This is a genomic window from Lysobacter sp. F6437 (genome assembly GCF_052547215.1).
On the sequence record NZ_JBQWRB010000005.1, the window covers coordinates 15,417 to 36,550 of the forward strand.

Genomic DNA, 21,134 nt, shown 5'->3' on the forward strand with positions numbered 1-21,134 from the left:
AGTCGTCTTGCCTTTATGTAGGAGCGGCTTCAGCCGCGATCTGGAGTCGGCGCGCGCGAACGATTTCCGATCGCGGCTGAAGCCGCTCCTACAGGAGGCCGAGCTTTTCGCGCAGGATCGCCAGGGCGCGACCGCGGTGGCTGATGCGGTTCTTGGTCGCGGGGTCCAGCTCGGCGGCGGTCAGGCCTGTGTCCGGATCGAGGAACAGCGGGTCGTAACCGAAGCCGCCCGCACCACGCCGTGCGGGCAGGACCTGGCCATGCCACTCGCCCTGTGCGATCAGCGGGCGCGGGTCGTCGGCATGGCGCAGCAACACCAGGGTGCAATGAAAATGCGCGCCGCGCTGCGCCTCGGGCATGCCATCGAGCGCCGCCAGCAGCTTGTCGATGTTGCGCGCCGCATCACTCGGTTCACCGGCATAGCGCGCCGAGTACAGCCCCGGCGCGCCATCAAGCGCGTCGATGCACAACCCGGAATCGTCGGCCAGCGCCGGCAGGCCGGTCACGCGTGCGGCGTGGCGCGCTTTCAGCAGCGCGTTCTCGACGAACGTCAGTCCGGTTTCCTCGATGTCCTCGACCCCGAGTTCGCCTTGCGCGACGAATTCGATGCCGGCGTCACCGAGCAGGCGATTGAACTCGGCCAGCTTGCCGGCATTGCCGCTGGCGACAACGATGCGGTTCATGCGCGGCAGCACCGGTTCAAGCCCACGCTGTCAGAGTCCGAGCGCTTCGCGCTGCTTTGCCACCAGCTCAGCGATGCCGGTTTCGGCCAGCGCGGTCATCGCCGCCAGCTCCTCGCGACGGAACGCGTGGCCCTCGGCGGTGCCCTGCAGTTCGATGAAACCGCCGCCGTCGTTCATCACCACGTTCATGTCGGTATCGCAGTCGCTGTCTTCGGCATAGTCGAGGTCGAGCACCGGCACGCCGCGGTAGATACCGACCGACACCGCGGCGATCGCGCCGAAGATCGGCGAACGTCCGCAGCTCGGCAGCTTGATCGCGCGCGAGGTGATCAGGCCCTGGACCGCATCGACCAGCGCCACGTAGGCGCCGGTGATCGCCGCGGTGCGGGTGCCGCCGTCGGCCTGCAGCACGTCGCAGTCGAGCGTGATGGTGCGCTCGCCAAGCAGCTTGCGGTCGACGCAGGCACGCAGTGAGCGGCCGATCAGGCGCTGGATCTCCAGCGTGCGGCCGCCCTGCTTGCCGCGCGCGGCCTCGCGGTCGTTGCGGGTGTTGGTGGCGCGCGGCAGCATGCCGTACTCGGCAGTGACCCAGCCTTCGCCCTTGCCGCGCAGGAAGCCGGGCACCCGGTTCTCGACGCTGGCGGTGCACAGCACGCGGGTATCGCCGAAGCTGATCAGCACCGAACCCTCGGCGTGGCGGGTGAAGCCGCGCTCGATCCGCACCTCGCGCAACTGGTCGGGCGCGCGGCCGCTGGGGCGTGAGAACTCGGTCGTGCCGGCAACTGGCATGGGGCGGTTTACCATCGAAGTTAGGGGGTTTGCGGCGCGCGAGTTTACCATTCGCCCCTTGCCCGACCGGCATCGATTACTTCAGGAACCGCCATGATCCGCAGCATGACCGCCTTCGCCAGCGGCGAACGCGCCACCGAATGGGGCACGCTCGGCTGCGAGTTGCGCTCGGTCAACCACCGCTTCCTCGAAATCGGCGTGCGCCTGCACGACGACCTGCGCGCGCTGGAGCCGGTGCTGCGCGAGCGCATCGCCGCGCGCCTGGGCCGCGGCAAGCTCGACCTGACCCTGCGCCTGCGTTCGCCCGAGGGTGCGAGCGGCCTGCATGCCGACCCGACCCGCCTGCGCGAACTCAGCGACCTGGCGATCGACCTGTCCGCGCGTTTCCCTGGCCTGCATACCGAGTTCACCCAGCTGCTGCAGTTCCCCGGTGTACTGCAGGCGCCGGCGACCGATGCCGCCGCGCTGCAGGCGCAGGCCCTCGCGTTGCTGGATGAGGTGCTCGACGAGTTCATCCAGGCGCGCGAGCGCGAGGGTGCGAAGCTGGCCGCGGTGATCAACGAGCGCGTCGACGGCATCGCCGCCATCGCCGCCGGTGTCCGCGAGATCATGCCGGCGATCCGGACCGGCCAGCGCACCAAGCTGGAGGCGCGGCTGGCCGACCTCACCCAGCCGGCGGACCCCGGCCGGCTGGAGCAGGAACTGGTGATCTGGTTGCAGAAGCTCGATGTCGAGGAGGAACTCGATCGGCTCGATTCGCACGTCGCCGAGGCGCGTCGGGTGCTCAAGCTGCGCGAGGCGGTCGGTCGCCGGCTCGACTTCCTGCTGCAGGAATTCAACCGCGAGGCCAACACCCTGGGCTCCAAGTCGGTCGACGCCCGCAGCTCGGCCTCGGCGGTCGAGCTCAAGGTGCTGATCGACCAGGTCCGCGAACAGGTGCAGAACATCGAATGAGCATGCGCGGAACCCTCTACATCGTCGCCGCGCCGTCGGGTGCCGGCAAATCCAGCCTGGTCAACGCGGTACTCGCGCGCGACCCCAACATCCGCCTGTCGATCTCGTTCACTTCGCGCGCGCCGCGACCCGGCGAGCGCCACGCCGAGCACTACCACTTCGTCGACGAGGCCGAGTTCGAGCGCATGGTCGAGGCCGGCGACTTCTTCGAGCATGCACGCGTCCACGGCGACTGGAAGGGCACCGCCCGGCAGTCGGTCGAGCCGCAACTGGCGTCGGGCAAGGACGTGCTGCTGGAGATCGACTGGCAGGGCGCGCGCCAGGTCCGGGCCAAGGTGCCGGGTGCTGTGAGCGTGTTCATCCTGCCGCCCTCGCGCAACGCCCTCGAGCAGCGCATGCGCAGCCGCGGCCAGGACAGCGAGGCGGTCATCGCCCAACGGCTGGCGGCCGCGCGCGAGGAGATGTCGCATTACGGCGAGTTCGACTACGTCATCGTCAACGAGCACTTCGCGGTCGCGGTCGAGGAGATGTGCGCGATCTTCACCGCCAGCCGGCTGCGCCGCGAGGCCCAGGTTGCCCGCCATGGCAAGCTGATTACGACCTTGCTGGCGTAACTGGTTGATTTTCAAGCGGGCTACTTGCCCTTGGGTCGCCGCAACCGCTACAATCCCGTCCCCTTTGTACCTGCATCGACGGCCCCGGCCGCCAGGAGCCCCATGGCCCGCATCACCGTAGAAGACTGCCTGCAAGTGGTCGACAACCGTTTCGAACTCGTCATGATGGCCGCCAAGCGCGCCCGCCAGCTCGCCAACGGCGTCGAGTCGCAGATCGACAACAGCGAATCCAACGACAAGCCGACCGTGCTCGCCCTGCGCGAGATCGCCGCGCGCGAGATCAACGCCGAGTACATCGACGCGATCGAGAAGTCCGAGCGCGAGCGCAAGGAGCGCGAGGCGCTGGAGTGGGCCGCCGCCGAGGTGGTTGCCGACGACGACCTGTCGAAGGGCGACGACTGAGACCGGTCTTCGCGAAAGGTTTGCCACGGACCCCGCCAAGTGCGGGGTTCGTGCTTTCTGCCACCGCATTGCGCCCCGATGCGACGGGCGCGTAGATTGCCTGCATGAGCCCCACCGAGCCCGCCTGTAGCCGCACCGAGCTGTCCGACGACGACGGCGCGGCGTTGCCCGACTACATGAACGAGCTCGAGCGCGCGGCCGGTTATCTTGGTGAGGAACAGCGCGCCCTGTTGCGCCGCGCCTGGACCGTCGGCGCCGCCGCCCACGCCGGCCAGAGCCGCAAGTCGGGCGAGCCCTACATCACCCACCCGGTGGCGGTGGCGCGGGTGCTGGCCGACCAGGGGCTGGATGTCGAAACCCTGATCGCCGCGATCCTGCACGACACCATCGAAGACACCCCGTTGACCCGGGACTGCATCGCCACCGAGTTCGGCGGGACCGTCGCCGAGCTGGTCGACGGTGTCACCAAGCTCGACAAGCTGCACTTCCGGGATCGCCAGGAGGCCAACGCCGAGAGCTTCCGCAAGATGCTGCTGGCGATGTCGCGCGACCTTCGGGTGATCCTGATCAAGCTCGCCGACCGCCTGCACAACATGCGCACGCTCGGCGCCAAGGACGCCGCTTCGCGTGAGCGCATCGCCCGCGAGACCCTGGAGATCTACGCACCGATCGCGCAGCGGCTGGGCATGAACCTGATCAAGGCCGAGCTGCAGGACCTCGGCTTCCGCGCGCTGTACCCGTGGCGGCACGCGGTGCTGGAAAAACGCATCCGTGCGCAACCGGTGGTGCGGCGCGAGGCGCTGGTCCAGATCGAGGCCAACCTGGCCCAGCGGCTGGCCAAGGAAAAGCTGCCGCACCACCTGATCAGCCGGGTCAAGTCGCCGTGGAGCATCTATACGAAGATGCGCGCCGAGCACAAGAACTTCGCCCAGGTCATGGACGTGTTCGGGTTCCGGGTGGTGCTGCGCTCGGTGGCCGACTGCTACCACGCACTCGGTGTCGTGCACGCGACCTACAAGCCGCTCGATGCGCGCTTCCGCGACTTCATCGCGATCCCGAAGGCGAACGGGTACCAGTCGCTGCACACGGTGCTGTTCGGTCCCTACGGCTCGCCGGTCGAGGTGCAGTTGCGGACCGAGGAGATGGACCTGATCGCCGAGAAGGGCATCGCCGCGCACTGGTCCTACAAGGACGGTGGCGAGGGCCCGAACAGCGCGCAGAGCCGCGCGCACAACTGGATCACCGGGCTGGTCGAGTCGCAGCACGCGACCGGCTCGTCGCTGGAGTTCCTCGAGAACGTCAAGGTCGACCTGTTCCCGGACGAGGTCTACCTGTTCACCCCGAAGGGCGACATCCTGTCGCTGCCGCGCAGCGCCACCGCGCTCGACTTCGCCTATTCGGTGCACACCGACGTCGGCAACCAGGCGGTCGCGGCGCGTGTCGACGGCAAGCTGGTACCGCTGCGGACCAAGCTCGCCAGCGGCCAGCGGGTCGAGATCGTCACCGCCCGCTCGTCGATCCCGAAACCGCAGTGGCTGGAATTCGTGGTCTCCGGCAAGGCCCGCACCTCGATCCGGCAGCAGCTCAAGCAGATCGAGCACGAGGATGCCGTGCAACTCGGCCACCGCATGCTCGACCGCGCGCTGGAGGTGCTCGACAGTTCGCTCGAACGGGTGCCGGTACCGCGCATGGACGGCTACCTGCAGGAGAACCGCTACCCGCGGCTGGAGGCCCTGCTGGCCGATATCGCGCTGGGCAACCGCATGCCCAGCCAGGTCGCGGCGCAACTCGCCCGCGAGCCGGGCACGGTGGACCGCCGCGTGGTCGAGCGCCCGCCGATATCGCAGGACAAGATCCTGATCACCGGCGCCGAGCGCGGCGTCATCAGCTTCGCCAACTGCTGCCTGCCGGTCCCCGGCGACGAGATCATGGGCTACCACACCACCGGCAAGGGCATCGTGGTGCATCGGATGGACTGCCCCAACGTCGCCGACTACCGCAAGTCGCCGGAGCGCTGGGTGTCGATCGGCTGGGACCGCAAGGTCAGTGGCGACTTCAGCGCCGCGTTGCGGATCGAGGTCGACAATCGCCCGGGCGCACTGGCGCAGGTCGCCGCCGCGATCGCCGAGGCCGAATCGAACATCGACCGGGTCGAGTACCTGGAGCGCGACACCCACATCGCAGTGTTGCGTTTCTCGATCGAGGTCGCCGACCGGCGCCACCTGGCCGACGTGCTGCGCAAGGTGCGCAAGCTCGGCGTGGTGGTCGGCGTGCAGCGCTTGTAGGAGCGGCTTCAGCCGCGATCGAAAATCGGCTCGCCGCGTGCTTCCCGGTTCTGGTTCGCGGCTGACGCCGCTCCTACAATGGGGCTTGCCCGCCAACTGCCGGAGTCCGCATGTCACGCACCCCCATCCAGACCGAGCAGGCTCCGGCCGCGATCGGCCCGTATTCCCAGGCCGTGCGCATGGGCGCCACGGTGTTCCTGTCCGGCCAGATCCCGCTCGACCCCGCGACCGGCGAGATCGTCGCTGGCGACATCAGCGCGCAGGCGCGGCGCGCGTTCGACAACCTCAGGGCCGTGTGCGAGGCCGCCGGCGGCTCGCTGGCGCAGGTCGCCCGGCTCGGCCTGTATGTCACCGACCTGGGTGACTTCGCCGCGGTCAACGCGGTGATGGCCGACTACTTCGACGCGCCGTACCCCGCGCGCTCGACCATCGAGGTGTCCGGACTGCCGAAGGGCGCCGCGTTCGAGGTCGATGCGATCATGGTCGTTGGCTAGACGCGCCGCCCGCCCTGCGCCCGCGCTGGCCGCGGTCGGCGACACCGCGCTGACGGCGTTGCCCGGTTGCGGCCCGAAGGTTGCCGAGAAGCTCGCCGCGCGCGGTCTGGCGTGCCTCCAGGACCTGTGGTTGCAACTGCCGCGGCAGTACGAAGACCGCACCCGATTGACTCCGATCCGCGCGCTGCAACCCGGCGTCGCGGCGCAGGTCGAGGGCCGGGTCGAAGCGGTCGAGCGTGGCTTCCGCTACCGGCCGATGTTGCGGGTCGCGGTCAGTGACGGTTCGCACGCGACGGTGGTGCTGCGCTTCTTCCATTTCCGCGCGGCGCAGGTCGCGCAGTTCCAGCCCGGCGCGCGAATCCGCTGCTATGGCACCCCGCGGCCCGGCCAGCACGGCCTGGAGATCGTGCATCCGAGTTACCGCCTGCTCGACGACGCGGTCGACGACGAGCTTGGCGAGCGGCTCGACCCGGTCTATCCGGCCATCGAGGGCGTCGGCCCGGCGTCATTGCGCCGCCTGATCGGTCTCGCCCTCGACCGCTTGCCCGATGAGGACGCGCTGGAATTGCTGCCCCGGGAATTGCGCGAGCCGTTGCGGCTGCCCGACGGCAGCATGCTGCCGTCACTGCGCGAAGCCCTGCTGACCGTGCACCGGCCGCCGCGCGACGCCGATGTCGGCACGCTGCTCGCCGGCACCCACCCGGCGCAGCGCCGGCTGGTGCTGGAGGAACTGCTGGCCCACCACCTGAGCCTGCGTCGCCAACGCATTGCCCAGCAGGCCCACGCCGCGCCGGTGTTGCGGGACACCCGGCTCGCGAACCAGTTGCGCGACGCGCTGCCATTCCGCCTGACCGGCGCGCAGCAACGTGTGTTCGAACAAATCCTGGTCGACCTGGCCCGGCCGTCGCCGATGCTGCGGCTGGTGCAGGGCGACGTCGGCAGCGGCAAGACCGTGGTCGCCGCGCTGGCGGCGATGCTCGCCGTCGCCGCCGGTCGCCAGGCGGCGTTGATGGCGCCGACCGAACTGCTGGCCGAACAGCACCTCGCGAACCTGCGCGGCTGGCTGGAACCGCTCGGCGTGCGCGTCGCCTGGCTGGCCGGCAAGGTCACCGGCCGCGCCCGCGCCAACGTGCTCGAGCAGGTCGTCTCCGGCGAGGCGCAGGTCGTGGTCGGCACCCACGCGCTGATGCAGGCCGGCGTCGCCTTCCACGACCTCGCGTTGGCAATCGTCGACGAGCAGCACCGCTTCGGCGTCCACCAGCGCCTCGCACTGCGCGACAAGGGTGCCGGCGACAGCGTCGGCGCCGCCGCGGTCGTGCCGCACCAACTGGTGATGACCGCCACCCCGATCCCACGCACGCTGGCGATGTCGGCCTATGCCGACCTCGATGTCTCCGCGATCGACGAACTGCCGCCCGGCCGTACCCCGGTGCACACCGTGGCGCTCAGCGCCGAGCGCCGGCCGGAACTGGTCGAACGCATCCGCGCCGCCTGCGCCGAAGGCCGGCAGGCGTACTGGGTCTGCACCCTGATCGACGATCCGGAAGAGTCCGACAAACCCGGCGCGGCGATGAAGATCGAGGCGCAGGCCGCGCAGAGCACGTTCGAAGCGCTGTCGGCGCAACTGCCGCAACTGCGGGTCGGCCTGGTCCACGGCCGGATGAAAGCGGCCGACAAGCAGGCGACGATGGCCGCGTTCAAGGCTGGCGACATCGACCTGCTGGTCGCCACCACCGTCATCGAGGTCGGTGTCGACGTGCCCAACGCCTCGCTGATGATCATCGAGAACGCCGAGCGCCTCGGCCTGGCCCAGCTGCACCAGTTGCGCGGGCGGGTAGGGCGCGGCAGCGCGGCGTCGAGCTGCGTGCTGCTGTATCGCTCGCCACTGTCGATGCTGGCGCGCCAGCGGCTGGAAACCATGCGCGATACCAACGACGGGTTCGTGATCGCCGAGAAGGACCTGGAGCTGCGCGGCCCTGGCGAACTGCTCGGCACGCGCCAGACCGGCCTGGCCGGGTTCCGCCTGGCCGACCTTGCGCGCGACGCCGACCTGTTGCCCCAGGTACACGCGATGGGCGAGCGCCTGCTGGCGGAATCGCCGGAGGTTGCCGAGGCGATCGTCGCGCGTTGGGTTGGGGCCGCGGCGCGTTACGCCAGCGCCTGAGTCGATCGCCCCCGGCACAGCCGGCATAATCGGGCAATGACCGAAAAGATTCCGTTGCTGATCGACACCGACCCCGGCGTGGACGATGCGCTGGCCTTGCTTATGGCGTTCAACGATCCGCGGCACGAGGTGGTCGGACTGACCATCGCCGCCGGCAACGTCGGCCTGCGGCATACCGTTGCCAACGCCTTGAAGCTTTGCGAGGTCGCCTCGGTCGAGCCGCCGGTGTTCGCCGGTTGCGCGGCGCCATTGCTGCACGCGGCGGAGGATGCCGGCTACGTCCACGGCCGCGATGGCTTTGGCGACATCGGATACGACCCGGCCGTCCGCCAGGCCGAAGTCGAGCACGCGGCGCAGGCGATCCTGCGGCTGTCGCACGCGCATGCCGGTCGCCTGCTGCTGGTCGCGCTTGGCCCGCTGACCAACCTCGCGGTCGCACTCAAGCTTGACCCGACCCTGCCGCAACGCGTCGCGCGACTGGTGGTGATGGGCGGCGCGGTCACCGGTCGCGGCAACACCAGTGCGGTCGCCGAGTTCAATATCGGGTTCGATCCCGAGGCGGCGCATATCGTGTTCGACGCTTTCGCCCGGGTCGACCTGGTCGACTGGGAGGCCGTGCTCGAGCATGGCCTGCCCCACGCCGACGTCGAGCGCTGGCTTCGATGCGGCAGCCCTCGGGCTGCGTTCTACGAGACCATTTCACGCAAGACCCGGCAATGGGCAGCCGAGCGCCGCGGCCAGCGCTGGCATTCGGCCGACGCGCTGGCGATGGCGCACGCCCTGCATCCGGATGGCGCACTCGAGGTGGCCGAGCGCCCGCTGGCGATCGAGTTGTCCGGCCTGCACAGTCGCGGCGCCACGGTGGTCGACTGGCAGCGGCGCGGCGGCGCGGCCGACAATGCGGCAATCCTGATGCGATACGACCAGGCACGGTTCGAGGGGCTGGTCGAGGCCGCGCTGGCGGTCGGCTAGGGTGGAGGGAGGGCATTTTCCGGGGCGATACATGGGCTTGCGCCGGGCGCAGGCTGGCCGGTATACTGCCCAGCTCCCTTCCGCATAATTGGTGAGTGCCAATGAAAGCCGGCATCCATCCTGAATACCGCGAAGTCGTGTTCCAGGACGTGACCAGCGACTTCCAGTTCCTGACCCGCTCGACCCTTGGCAGCAAGGAGTCGGTGAAGTGGGAGGACGGCAACGAGTACCCGTTGATCAAGGTCGACATCTCGTCGGCCTCGCACCCGTTCTACACGGGCAAGCACAAGATCATGGATACCGGCGGTCGCGTGGACAAGTTCCGCAAGCGTTACGCCAAGTAACCTGCGGCACAACACGCCGTATCCAGGTTTCGAACGACGGCTGCCGAAAGGCGGCCGTCGTTGTTTCAGGTCCACCAGCGCATCTGGACCCTCGATTTCCGGACGTGCATTCGACGGTGCCCGAGGCGTTTGGCGCTGGCGTCGCCCGGCTGCCGCCGTCTCAGTGCGCCCCCGCATTGTGCGATAATTGGGGATCGCGGCGAGCCGCGACCCTTGTCCCCCCATCCGTGTTGCACCGTGGTGCGGCATGTCGACATGAGGAGTGCTCCGTGTCAGCTTCTGCAAAGCCCGCTTCTTCCGACCCCGGCCTCGAACAGGTCACCCTTGCCGCTGGCGACACCAGCGTCGAACTGCCCGTCCAGCACCCGACCCTGGGTGCGCCGTGCATCGACATCGGCAAGCTGCCCAAGGCCACCGGCTGCTTCACCTACGATCCGGGCTTCACCGCCACCGCCAGCTGCAAGTCGGCGATCACCTACATCGACGGCGAAGAGGGCACGCTGCTCTATCGCGGCTATCCGATCGAGCAGTTGGCCGAGCAGTCCAGCTTCCTCGAAGTCGCCTACCTGCTGATCAATGGCGAACTGCCGAACAAGACCGAGTTCGCCGGTTTCGAGCACGAAGTCACCCACCACACGATGATGCACGAGGCGTTCAAGCGCTTCATCGGCGGCTTCCGCCACGACGCGCATCCGATGGCGATGCTGGTCGGCATGCTCGGTTCGATGGCGAGCTTCTACCACAACGACCTCGATCTCGAGGACCCGGAACAGCGCCGCCTGGCCGCGATCCGCCTGATCGCCAAGGTGCCGACCATTGCGGCGGCCTGCTACCGCCATTCGATCGGCTGGCCACTGCGCTACCCGCGCAACAACCTCGACTACACCACGCGCTTCCTGCACATGCTGTACGAAGTGCCGAGCGAGCCGCTGGAGTTGAACCCGATCGCGGCCAAGGCGATGGACCTGTTGTTCATCCTGCATGCCGACCACGAGCAGAACGCCTCGACCTCGACCGTTCGCCTGGTCGGCTCGACCGGCGCCAACCCGTACGTCTGCGTCGCCTCCGGCGTGGCCGCGTTGTGGGGCCCGGCGCACGGCGGCGCCAACGAGGCGGTGCTGAAGATGCTCAGCGAGATCGGCCGCCCGGAGAACGTGCAGTCGGCGGTCGACCGTGCCAAGGACAAGGACTCCGGCTTCCGCCTGATGGGCTTCGGCCACCGCGTCTACAAGAACTACGACCCGCGCGCGGCGCTGGTGCGCAAGATGACCCACGAGGTGCTCGGCGAGCTCGGCGTCAACGATCCGCTGCTGGACGTGGCCCTGAAGCTGGAAGAGGCCGCGCTGAAGGACGATTACTTCGTGCAGCGCAAGCTGTACCCGAACGTCGACTTCTACTCGGGCATCATCTACAAGGCGCTCGGCATCCCGGTGGAGATGTTCACGGTGATGTTCGCGATCGCCCGCACCGCCGGCTGGGTCGCGCACTGGCTGGAGCAGCAGGACGACCCGGAGAACAAGATCGGTCGCCCGCGGCAGATCTACACCGGGGCGGCCAACCGCGACTACGTGGGGATGGATCAGCGCTGAGGCGCCAACCGACCGTCCGAACGACGAAGAACGCCCCGCCCGGGGCGTTTTTCATGCCTCGTAATGTCCGATTTCCTCGTCGGCCAGCAACTGCCGCAGTTGCGCCGCAGTCGCGCGCGCCATCGGCTTTTCGTCGAACGCCGACAGCGGCGCCTGCCGCAACTGGGCCCGGGGCAGGACGGTGAGGTCGAAGGTCAGTTCCTCCGCGCCGAACAGCCATGCGGGGAAATCACCACTGCGCTCGCGGTCCAGTCGCAACCGGTGCGTGCCGGGTTCGGCCGGGATGGCGTGTTGCTCGAGGAAGCGCGCGACCGCGTCGCCGTCGTCACTGTACAGGTGCAATGCCACCGGGCTGTGCGCGTCGGCGGTTCCGTCCAGCACCGGCCCGACCAGCCGCGGATCGAATGGCTGGAAGAATTCGAGCGCACGCAGCGCGGCTTCGCGGCGCCGGCGCAGCTGGTCGACGCTGTCGGGCTGGAACAGGCGCTGGTATTCGCGCAACGCCTCCTCGATCTCGCGGTTGCGCGGCAGCGAGGCATCGTCGGTGATGCCGAGCCGTTGCGCCGCCTTGAGCTTGGCCTGGCGATAGTCGCGCAGGCCGCCTTCGGCGATCAGGCGCGCGGCCTCGTGTGCCAGGCGGTGGCGTCGCTCGCGGACGCGGGTCTCGGCGTGTTGTGCGTGGCGGCCCGGGGAGGCGTCGCGCGGCTTCGACCTGGCGGACGGTTTGTGGCGGGGCATGGCGACCTCCACGTTGAACGACGACACTTCACCTGCGGACCGGAGGCCGGCGACTGCCGGGGCCGGCCGGCGCGCTAGAAGATGTCAAAAGTCTCTTCGGCCTGGGCGGCCTCCGCGGCGCTGGCGTCATCGAAGGCTGCGTAACTCTGCATCCGCTCCAGGTCCTCGGTCTTGATCCATTCGGCGATGCCGCCGCTGCCGGCCGGCAGCAGGCTGCCGTTGGCCGAGACGGATACCTCGACCATGCCTTCGGGTGGCTCGTTGGCTGCGATCGGGCGGCCTTCCAGCGCGACCCGCATGTAATCGATCCAGATCGGCAACGCGGCCTTGCCGCCGTATTCGCCGCGGCCGAGCCCCTCGAAGTTGTCGCGGCCGACCCACACGGTCGTCACCAGGTTGCCGCCGAAACCGGAGAACCAGGCGTCGCGGTAATCATTGGTCGAGCCGGTCTTGCCGGCCACGTCCTCGCGTCCCAGCACCTTGGCCTTGGTGCCGGTGCCGCGCTGGACCACGTCACGGGTCATCGAGACGATCTGGTAGGCGACGCGGGCGTCGATCGCCCTCGGCGCGACCTTCATGTCGGCCGGCGGGGTGACCGGTTCGGCCGGCTTGCTGGCCTTGGGCTCGGCCGGCTTCGGTGCCGACGCGACCGGCCCGAGGTTGAAGCCCTCGACCACGCTGCCGCCGGCCTGGCTGGCGACGGCGCGGCGCTGGCCACTGCCGCAACGCGGGCAGGCGGTCAGCGGGTCTTCCTCGAACACCACCGCGCCATCACGATCCTTGACCTGCTGGATGAACCACGGCGTGACCCGGAAGCCGCCATTGGCGAACGTCGCGTAACCGCGCGCGATCGACAGCGGGGTCAGCGATGCGGTGCCCAGCGACATCGACAGGTTCGGCGGCAGGCTCGATTCCTCGAAGCCGAAGTGGCTGATGTACTTGCGCGCATAGTCGACCCCGATCGCGTCGAGCAGGCGCACCGACACCAGGTTCTTCGAGCGTACCAGCGCCTCGCGCAACCGCATCGGCCCGGAGAACTTTCCGCCGTCATTCTGGGGACGCCAGACGTGGCCGCGACGGTCCTGGAACACCACCGGTGCGTCGAGCACGATCGACGCCGGGTTGAAGCCACGCTCGAGCGCCGCCGCGTACAGGAACGGCTTGAAGCTCGAGCCCGGCTGGCGACGTGCCTGGGTCGCGCGGTTGAACTTGCTGCCCGCGAAACTGAAGCCGCCGGACAGTGCGCGCAATGCGCCGGTCTCGGCCTCCAGTGAAACCAGCGCCGACTGCGCCCGCGGAATCTGGGTCAGCTTGTACTCCGGAGAGGCGCCGGCCTGTTCCTTGCCGTCCGGGCCGGTGGTCGCGCGCCGCACGCGGACCAGGTCGCCGCGCTTGAGCAGGCTGGCCGGGCTGCGCCCACCGAACCCGTCATCGCTGCCGAGGGTGATCTCGCGACCACTGCGCAGTACCAGGGTTGCGCTGCTGCCTTCGATGCCGAGCACGATCGCCGGCAGCATGTCGGTCTGGGTCGGGATCGTGCGCAGGCGGGCGCGCACGACGTCGGCGCCATCACCGTCGGCAAGGTCGAAGTGCTGCTCCACGCCATGCCAGCCGTGGCGACGGTCGTACAGGACCAGGCCATCGCGAATCGCCTGGTTGGCTGCGCGCTGCATTTCCGGGTCGATCGTGGTGGTGACGTGGTAGCCCTTGGTCAGCGCCTCGGCGCCGAAACGGGCGATCATTTCCCGCCGCACCATTTCCGACACGTACGGCGCATACAACTGGATCGGCGGCTCGTGCGGGGTCGCGTGCATCGGCACGGCCTGGGCGCGCGACATCTCGGCCTCGCTGATGTAGCCCAGCGCTTCCATCCGCCGCAGGATGTAGTCGCGACGCAACCGCGCGCGCTCGGGGTTGCTCAATGGATTGCCGCTGGACGGGTGCTTGGGCACGCCGGCCAGGGTCGCCATCTCGTCAAGGTCGAGCTGGTCCAGGCCCTTGCCGTAGTAGAACTCGGCCGCCGCGGCGACGCCGTAGGAACGATTGCCGAAGAAGCCCTTGTTGAGATACAGCTCGAAGATCTCCTCCTTGCTGAGTTCGCGCTCCATCCGCCACGCCAGCATCATCTCGGCGATCTTGCGGGTATAGCTGTACTCGGAGCTCAGGAAGAACTGGCGGGCGACCTGCTGGGTGATGGTCGAGCCGCCGGGGACGCGCTGGTCGTCGGTGGTCGCCAGCAGCCATACCGCGCGCCCGACACCCACGTAGTCGACGCCGTGGTGTTCGTAGAAGCGGTTGTCCTCGATTGCGATGAATGCCTGCTTCAGGCGCTCCGGGACCGCTTCGATCTGTACCGGATAACGACGGGTCTCGCCGAATACCGCCATGAGCCTGCCGTCGCGGGCATAGACGTACATCGGCTCCTGCAGTTCGACGTCATGCAGTGTCTCCACTTCCGGCAGCGTCGGCGAGACCAGGTAATAGACGGTCCCCAGCGCGATCACACCAAGTACCGCAAGGCCGGCCGCGGCCAGCAAAGCCCACCGCAGCAGGCGACTAAAACGGGGCATCAAGGAAAATTCCGAATTGCGGGAGCCGATGGGGTGGAGTATAGAGGAGCCGGGGAACGGCACCTCGCCTGCAATCGGGCATCCGACCACCAGCGTCAGACCGTATTTGTCAGAAACGGGCACTGGTGGGCAAATAGTGGATGCCATGGTTGCGGGCTTGTGAAAAGTCCGTTATCTAGTGACAGAGCCACGGGAAATGCGCGCGGACGCGTGACCGGGCGCAGGGGCAAGGGGAGATAACAGTGGGTGTCATTACCAAAAGCCAGCCGGCGCTCGTCGGCGTGGATATCAGTTCGACTGCGGTCAAGCTTCTGCAGCTTTCGCGAGCGGGCAACCGCTATCGCGTGGAGCATTACGCGGTCGAACCGCTGCCGCCCAACGCGGTGGTGGAGAAGAACATCGTTGAGCCCGAGGCCGTCGGCGAGGCGATCAAGCGCGCGGTCGCCCGCTCCGGCACCCGGGCCAAGCATGCCGCCGCCGCGGTCGCCGGCTCGGCGGTGATCACCAAGGTGATCCCGATGGCCGCCGACCTGGAGGGCGACGAGCTTGAGGCCCAGGTCGAACTGGAAGCGGTCAACTACGTGCCGTATCCGATCGAGGAAGTGAACCTCGACTTCGAGGTGCTGGGCCCGGTGCCCGGCAGCAACGAGTCGGTGCAGATCCTGCTGGCCGCGTCCCGCGCCGAGAACGTCGAGGTCCGCGCCTCGGCGCTGGAGATGGGCGGATTGGCGCCGAAGGTGATGGATGTCGAGGCGTTCGCGATCGAGAACGCCTTCGCGCTGCTGGCCGACCAGCTCAGCGCACCCAAGGACGGGCTGGTCGCGCTGATCGATTCGGGCGCGACCATGACCACCCTCAACGTGTTGCGCAACGGCCGCAGCCTCTACAGCCGCGAGCAGGTGTTCGGCGGCAAGCAGCTGACCGACGAAGTCATGCGCCGCTACAGCCTCAGCTACGAGGAGGCTGGCCTGGCCAAGCGCCAGGGCGGGTTGCCCGATACCTACGAGACCGAGGTGCTGGAGCCATTCAAGGAGGCGATGGTCCAGCAGGTCAGCCGCCTGCTGCAGTTCTTCTATGCCGGCAGCGAATTCAACCGGGTCGACCAGATCGTGATCGCCGGTGGTTGCGCCGCGATCCCGGGCATCGCCCAGATGGTCGAAGAGCAGTTGGGCGTGCCGACCATGGTCGCCAACCCGCTGGCCCACATGACCCTCGGCCCGCGCGTGCAGGCGCATGCGCTGGCCCAGGACGCCCCCGCGCTGATGATTGCCTGCGGCCTGGCCCTGAGGAGCTTCGACTGATGGCACGGATCAACCTTCTTCCGTGGCGCGCCGAGCGCCGCAAGCAGCGCCAGAAGGACGCGATGACGATGCTGGCGCTGTCGGCGCTGGCGGCGGTGGTGCTGTCGTTCCTGATCATCGGCTTCTACAACGGCCAGATCGACGGCCAGAACGAGCGCAACGACTTCCTCAAGACCCGGATCACCGAGGTCGACAAGCAGATCGCCGAGATCGAGGAGCTCGACAAGAAGAAGTCGAAGCTGCTCGCGCGCAAGGAAGTCATCGAGAAGCTGCAGGCCAACCGCTCGCAGATGGTCCACCTGTTCGATTCGCTGGTGCGCACGATCCCCGACGGCGTGGTCCTGACCTCGATCAAGCAGGACAGCGAGACGCTGACCCTGGAAGGTCGGTCGCAGTCCAACGCGCGGGTCAGTACCTACATGCGCAACCTCGAGGGCTCGGGCTGGATGACCAACCCGGAGTTGTCGATCATCGAGGCGCGCGGTACCGACAAGGGCCTGCCGTACGAGTTCAAGCTGATGGTCAAGCTGGCCAATCCGAACGCGCCGAAGGACGAGGATGGCGATGGCATTCCCGACCCGGTGCCGGCGGTGACCGCCGACGCCGAGGCCACCCCGGTTGACGGTGCCGCTCCCGCGACCGCCGATACTGAAGCCGCTGCACCTGAAGCCGCCGAACCTGCGGACGCAGCGGCTGCCGAGGCGGTCGAAGCTGACCCGGCCGAGGGCGATGACGCCACCGGGGATGCCGCTGAAACCACCGCCGCCCCCGCTGCAGGAGCCGCGTCGTGAGCCAGAAGAAGATCAACCTCAAAGAACTCGACTTCAACAACATCGGTGGCTGGCCGCAACAGGCCAAGGTCGGCCTGTGCGTGATCATCGGCCTGCTGATCGTTGGCCTGTCGTGGTGGGTGTTCGTGCGCGACCAGCGCGAGCAGCTCGCCGGGCTGGAGCGTACCGAAACCGACCTGCGCACCGAATTCGAGACCAAGCAGGGGCGTGCCTCCAACCTGGAGCCGCTCAAGCAGCAGCTCGCGCAGATGGAGCAGCAGTTGCAGCAGATGCTGCGGCAGTTGCCGAGCAAGACCGAGATGCCCGACCTCATCGTCGATATCTCGCAAACCGCGCTCGCCACCGGCATCAGCAACGAGCTGTTCCAGCCCGGTCCGGAGCAGCCCAAGGAGTTCTACGCCGAAAAGCCCATCGCGCTGCGCATGGTGGGTACCTACCACCAGTTCGGTGGATTCGTCAGTGGCGTGGCTTCGTTGCCGCGCGTGGTCATCATGACCATGCACGACATCTCGTTGAAGCCGCGGGGCGAGGCGAAGGGCGGCATCACCACCAACTCGCCGCTCGAACTGGCCGGCACCGTGAAAACCTACCGTTACCTCGACGAAGAGGAAATGGCCGAGAGTACGCAGGCCGAAGCCGGCAAGGGGGGAGCCTGAGATGCGTGACCTGACCGTTCGCACCGGGGTGCTGCCCCGTGCGCTTTCCGCAGACATGCCCGCACGCGTGCCGCGCTTGCTGGTCGGCACGCTGGTGGTGTTGGCCGTGGCCGGCTGCTCGCGCGGCGTGACCAGCACTCCGGGCGATGCACCGAACCTCGAGACCTGGGTGGCCGAGGTCAAGGCCCGCCCGGCACCGCCGCTGGACCCGTTGCCGGTGATGCAGCAGTTCGAAACCTTCGAATACGCGGCGCAGGGACTTCGCGATCCCTTCAGCAACGCGTTCACCGACCGCAGCAACGGCAGCGGCCCGCGTCCGGATTCGGACCGGCGCAAGCAGACGCTAGAGCAGTTCCCGCTCGACAGCCTGGACATGGTCGGCACGCTCGGCGATGGGGGTTCGATCGTGGCGCTGGTGATGGCGCCGGACAAGGTGACGTATCGAGTTCGACCCGGTGCATACATGGGGCAGAGCGACGGCCGGGTGACCGACGTGCTCGAGGACCGCATCGAGTTGGTGGAACTGGTTCCAGACGGCGCCGGGGGCTGGCTCGAACGTCCAGCCACCGTTGCCTTAGAAGATCAATAGATTGGGGGATTGCACGATGACCGTTTTCAAAGCCACACGATCGCGGCCTGCCCGGCGCCCCCTCTCGCGGGCAGTTGCGCGCAGCGCCGGCTTCGGCCTGGTGCTGGGCACGCTGGCCGCGTTCAGCGCCGTCCAGGCGGCCACGCCCACGGCGGGCGCGACGTTCGCCCCGGCCCTGCTCGCGCAGGTCGCACCGGCCTCGAGCCTCGACCCCGCCAAGCAGTTGCCGGGCGCGATCTCGGTGTCGAACATCGACTTCAAGCGCGGTGACGGCGGCGCCGGCCGGCTGATCCTGCGCTTCAGCGGTGAAGGCGCCGCGCCGGACCTGCGCAACGAAAGCGGCCAGGTCGTCATCAGCGTCGGCAACGCATCGCTGCCGGCTTCGCTGCAGAAGCCGCTCAACGTCTCCGACTTCGCCACCCCGGTCGAGCAGATAAGTGCCCGCAGCACCGGCGGCGGCACCACCCTGGTGCTGGACACCGAGGGCGCGTACGAGTCGATGGCCTACCAGACCGGTAACGAATACATCGTCGAGGTCGTGCCACGCGCGGCGGTCGCCGTCGCCAGGGCCGAAAGCAACGACAACGATGTCGCGATGGGCGCCACCAGCGCCACCACCAGCGACACCAAGACCTACAGCGGCCGACCGGTCACCTTCAACTTCCAGGACGTGCCCGTACGCACCGTGCTGCAACTGGTCGCCGAGGAGTCCAACCTCAACCTCGTCGCCGCCGACAGCGTCACCGGCAACGTCACCCTGCGGCTGGTCAACGTGCCGTGGGACCAGGCGCTGGACATCGTGTTGCGCGCCAAGGGCCTGGACAAGCGCCGCAGCGGCAACGTGATCTGGGTGGCCCCGCAGGCCGAGCTGGCCAAGTACGAGCAGGACAAGGCCGACGCGCGGATCGCGATGTCGAACCGGGTCGAGCTGGTCACCGAGTACATCCAGATCAACTACCACAACGCCGAGCAGATCTTCAAAATGCTGACCGAGGCCAAGGGCATCGGCGGCTCGGGTGCGGGTGGTGGCCAAGGGGGCAACGTCGATACCGGCTTCCTGTCCTCGCGCGGCCGGCTGGTTGCCGACGGGCGCACCAACACCTTGATGATCAGCGACACGCCGGAGAAGGTCGAGGCGATGAAGGAACTGATCGGCGAGATCGACCGCCCGGTCGACCAGGTCGTGATCGAGGCGCGCGTGGTGGTCGCCACCGAGAGCTTCATGCGTGAGCTGGGCGCCGAGTTCGGCGTGTCGGGCGTCACCAATGACGGCAAGGCGTACTTCAACAGCACGATCAAAAACAATATCGACACGCAGAACTCGCTCGTCGAGGCGGCCGAAGAAGGCACCATACCGACCCTGACGCGGGGCCTGATGACCAACCTGGGCGTCACCAACCCCGCCGGTGCGGTCGCGCTGTCGCTGCTCAACGCCGGCTACGCGCTCGACGTGCGGCTGTCCGCAATGCAGCAGGAAGGTCGTGGCGAGGTGATCTCCAACCCGCGCATCGTCACCAGCAACCAGCGCGAGGCGGTGATCAAGCAGGGCCGGGAAGTCGGTTACGTGACCATCCAGCCGGCCACCGCCGGCGGTGTCGCCACCCCGAGCGTGCAGTTCAAGGAAGTCGTGCTGGAGATGAAGGTCACCCCGACCATCACCAACGACGGCCGCGTGTTCCTCAACCTCAACGTCAAGAAGGACGAGATCGAGGGCTTCGTGGATACCTCGATCGGCGACGTGCCGCAGATCAGCACCCGCTCGGTCAACACCGCGGTGCTGGTGGAGGACGGCCAGACCGTGGTGGTCGGTGGCGTCTACGAGTTCGCCGACCGCGATGACGTCAGCAAGGTGCCGTTCCTGGGCGACATCCCGTTCCTTGGCAACCTGTTCAAGAAGAAGGGACGCAGCAAGGAGAAGGCCGAGCTGCTGATCTTCGTGACCCCGAAGGTGCTCGAGGTCGCGCAGCGCAACCACCGCTGAGCATCTCCTTCATCGACAGACGCGACGGGGCCTTCGGGCCCCGTTTGCGTTGGGGGGATACCGGGCGTTCGTCGCAGAACCTGAATCCGCCCCACCGTCGGCTGAACCTCGTCACGCCACATCGGTCAAACTCGGTCCAGCCCCGCACCCGAGACGCCGATGGAAGACACCGCGATCGACAGCCGCCCCGAGCGCGCGCCCGAAGCCCGCAGCGCCGAGTCGACCCGCCTGCACCAGGCATTCATGCAATTGCGCGATGCGCTGTCGGCTGAAATCGTCGGCCAGTCCGCGTTGATCGAGCGCCTCCTGATCGCACTGCTCGCCGATGGCCACCTCCTCGTCGAGGGCGCGCCCGGGCTGGCCAAGACCAGCGCCATCCGCGCGCTTGCGGAGCGATTGGAAGCCGACTTCGCCCGCGTCCAGTTCACTCCCGACCTGCTGCCGTCCGACCTGACCGGTACCGAGGTCTGGCGCCCGCAGGACGGCCGCTTCGAGTTCCAGCCCGGACCGATCTTCCACCCGATCCTGCTTGCCGATGAAATCAACCGGGCTCCGGCCAAGGTGCAGTCGGCGTTGCTGGAGGCGATGGGCGAACGCCAGGTCACCGTGGGTCGAGCGACCTATCCGTTGCCGCCGCTGTTCCTGGTGATGGCCACGCAGAACCCGATCGAACAGGAGGGGACGTTCCCGCTGCCGGAGGCGCAGCTCGACCGCTTCCTCATGCATGTCCGCATCGGCTATCCCGAGGCCGCGGCGGAAACCGAGATCCTGCGGTTGGCGCGCGAGCGTGCACGCGAGGTGCTGCAACCTGCGCGGGTTCTGGAACAGCGGATGCCGCAGGCCGACGTGTTCGCCGCGCGCGCCGCGGTGCTGCAGTTGCACGTCGCCCCGGCGGTCGAGCGCTATCTGGTCGAACTGGTGCTGGCATCGCGCGATGCTCGGCGCTACGACGCCGAACTTGGCCAGCGCATCGCCTGGGGCGCGAGCCCGCGCGGTTCGATCGCGCTGGAACGCTGCGCACGCGCGCACGCCTGGCTGGCAGGACGCGATTACGTGACCCCCGACGACATCCGTGCGATCGCTCCGGACGTGCTGCGCCACCGCATCCTGCCCAGTTACGAGGCCACCGCCGAAGGCTGGGACGGCGACCGCCTGGTCGGCGAACTGCTGGCAAAGGTGCCGCTGCCGTGAACCGCGGCGCCACGAGTGGAGTGGGGCG

The 21,134-nt window shown here is 68.1% G+C and carries 19 protein-coding genes; 15 read left to right on the forward strand and 4 right to left on the reverse strand.

Annotated elements, in window-relative coordinates:
• Positions 1-88 precede the first annotated feature (88 nt).
• Both rdgB and rph read right to left on the reverse strand, forming a co-directional pair.
• A complete protein-coding gene (gene rdgB, locus ACT9F5_RS13175; protein WP_445120423.1) occupies positions 89-682 on the reverse strand; it encodes an RdgB/HAM1 family non-canonical purine NTP pyrophosphatase in 594 nt (197 codons plus the stop codon).
• 30 nt (positions 683-712) lie between these two features.
• Complete coding sequence (gene rph, locus ACT9F5_RS13180) at positions 713-1,471, reverse strand: ribonuclease PH (protein WP_445120424.1); 759 nt, start codon at positions 1,469-1,471, stop codon at positions 713-715.
• A 93-nt stretch (positions 1,472-1,564) separates the two neighbouring features.
• On the opposite strand from rph, the gene ACT9F5_RS13185 reads away from it, so the two are divergent.
• From ACT9F5_RS13185 to ACT9F5_RS13225, 9 genes are all read left to right on the forward strand, one after another.
• Positions 1,565-2,425, forward strand: coding sequence for a YicC/YloC family endoribonuclease (locus ACT9F5_RS13185; protein ID WP_445120425.1), 861 nt, complete (start codon positions 1,565-1,567; stop codon positions 2,423-2,425).
• A gap of 2 nt (positions 2,426-2,427) precedes the next feature.
• Positions 2,428-3,039 carry a guanylate kinase gene (gene gmk / locus ACT9F5_RS13190; protein WP_445120548.1) on the forward strand — a complete coding sequence of 204 codons (612 nt, stop codon included), beginning with the start codon at positions 2,428-2,430 and terminating at the stop codon, positions 3,037-3,039.
• Positions 3,040-3,141: 102 nt separating this feature from the next.
• The gene (rpoZ, locus tag ACT9F5_RS13195; RefSeq protein WP_445100577.1) at positions 3,142-3,441 is read left to right on the forward strand and encodes a DNA-directed RNA polymerase subunit omega; all 300 of its coding nucleotides are present in this window, start codon (positions 3,142-3,144) and stop codon (positions 3,439-3,441) included.
• 104 nt (positions 3,442-3,545) lie between these two features.
• Positions 3,546-5,726, forward strand: a complete 2,181-nt coding sequence (locus tag ACT9F5_RS13200; protein ID WP_445120426.1) for a RelA/SpoT family protein — start codon at positions 3,546-3,548, stop codon at positions 5,724-5,726.
• 110 nt (positions 5,727-5,836) lie between these two features.
• Positions 5,837-6,220: a Rid family detoxifying hydrolase gene (locus ACT9F5_RS13205; protein WP_445120427.1), complete on the forward strand. Its 384-nt coding sequence runs from the start codon at positions 5,837-5,839 to the stop codon at positions 6,218-6,220.
• A complete protein-coding gene (recG, locus tag ACT9F5_RS13210; RefSeq protein WP_445120428.1) occupies positions 6,198-8,384 on the forward strand; it encodes an ATP-dependent DNA helicase RecG in 2,187 nt (728 codons plus the stop codon). The genes ACT9F5_RS13205 and recG overlap by 23 nt, the downstream gene beginning before the upstream one ends.
• A 36-nt stretch (positions 8,385-8,420) precedes the next feature.
• Positions 8,421-9,356 (forward strand): nucleoside hydrolase, encoded by a 936-nt coding sequence (locus tag ACT9F5_RS13215; RefSeq protein WP_445120429.1) that lies wholly within the window; start codon positions 8,421-8,423, stop codon positions 9,354-9,356.
• A gap of 101 nt (positions 9,357-9,457) precedes the next feature.
• Positions 9,458-9,700, forward strand: a complete 243-nt coding sequence (locus tag ACT9F5_RS13220) for a type B 50S ribosomal protein L31 (RefSeq protein WP_215219584.1) — start codon at positions 9,458-9,460, stop codon at positions 9,698-9,700.
• 269 nt (positions 9,701-9,969) lie between these two features.
• The gene (locus ACT9F5_RS13225) at positions 9,970-11,289 is read left to right on the forward strand and encodes a citrate synthase (RefSeq protein ID WP_445120430.1); all 1,320 of its coding nucleotides are present in this window, start codon (positions 9,970-9,972) and stop codon (positions 11,287-11,289) included.
• 51 nt (positions 11,290-11,340) lie between these two features.
• Here ACT9F5_RS13225 and ACT9F5_RS13230 read toward each other — a convergent pair whose 3' ends face one another.
• The gene (locus ACT9F5_RS13230) at positions 11,341-12,027 is read right to left on the reverse strand and encodes a hypothetical protein (RefSeq protein WP_445120431.1); all 687 of its coding nucleotides are present in this window, start codon (positions 12,025-12,027) and stop codon (positions 11,341-11,343) included.
• A 74-nt stretch (positions 12,028-12,101) separates the two neighbouring features.
• A complete protein-coding gene (locus ACT9F5_RS13235) occupies positions 12,102-14,597 on the reverse strand; it encodes a PBP1A family penicillin-binding protein (protein WP_445120432.1) in 2,496 nt (831 codons plus the stop codon).
• Positions 14,598-14,839: 242 nt separating this feature from the next.
• On the opposite strand from ACT9F5_RS13235, the gene ACT9F5_RS13240 reads away from it, so the two are divergent.
• The 6 genes from ACT9F5_RS13240 to ACT9F5_RS13265 all read left to right on the forward strand — a co-directional run bounded on the left by ACT9F5_RS13240 (position 14,840) and on the right by ACT9F5_RS13265 (position 21,106).
• Complete coding sequence (locus ACT9F5_RS13240; RefSeq protein WP_445120433.1) at positions 14,840-15,898, forward strand: type IV pilus assembly protein PilM; 1,059 nt, start codon at positions 14,840-14,842, stop codon at positions 15,896-15,898.
• Positions 15,898-16,689, forward strand: coding sequence for a PilN domain-containing protein (locus ACT9F5_RS13245; protein WP_445120434.1), 792 nt, complete (start codon positions 15,898-15,900; stop codon positions 16,687-16,689). Before ACT9F5_RS13240 ends, ACT9F5_RS13245 begins: the two co-directional genes overlap by 1 nt.
• Positions 16,686-17,345, forward strand: coding sequence for a type 4a pilus biogenesis protein PilO (locus ACT9F5_RS13250; RefSeq protein WP_445120435.1), 660 nt, complete (start codon positions 16,686-16,688; stop codon positions 17,343-17,345). The genes ACT9F5_RS13245 and ACT9F5_RS13250 overlap by 4 nt, the downstream gene beginning before the upstream one ends.
• A gap of 55 nt (positions 17,346-17,400) precedes the next feature.
• Positions 17,401-17,934, forward strand: coding sequence for a pilus assembly protein PilP (locus tag ACT9F5_RS13255; protein ID WP_445120549.1), 534 nt, complete (start codon positions 17,401-17,403; stop codon positions 17,932-17,934).
• A 16-nt stretch (positions 17,935-17,950) separates the two neighbouring features.
• Positions 17,951-19,915, forward strand: coding sequence for a type IV pilus secretin PilQ (locus ACT9F5_RS13260; protein WP_445120436.1), 1,965 nt, complete (start codon positions 17,951-17,953; stop codon positions 19,913-19,915).
• A gap of 159 nt (positions 19,916-20,074) precedes the next feature.
• Complete coding sequence (locus ACT9F5_RS13265; RefSeq protein WP_445120437.1) at positions 20,075-21,106, forward strand: AAA family ATPase; 1,032 nt, start codon at positions 20,075-20,077, stop codon at positions 21,104-21,106.
• The last annotated feature ends 28 nt before the right edge of the window (positions 21,107-21,134 follow it).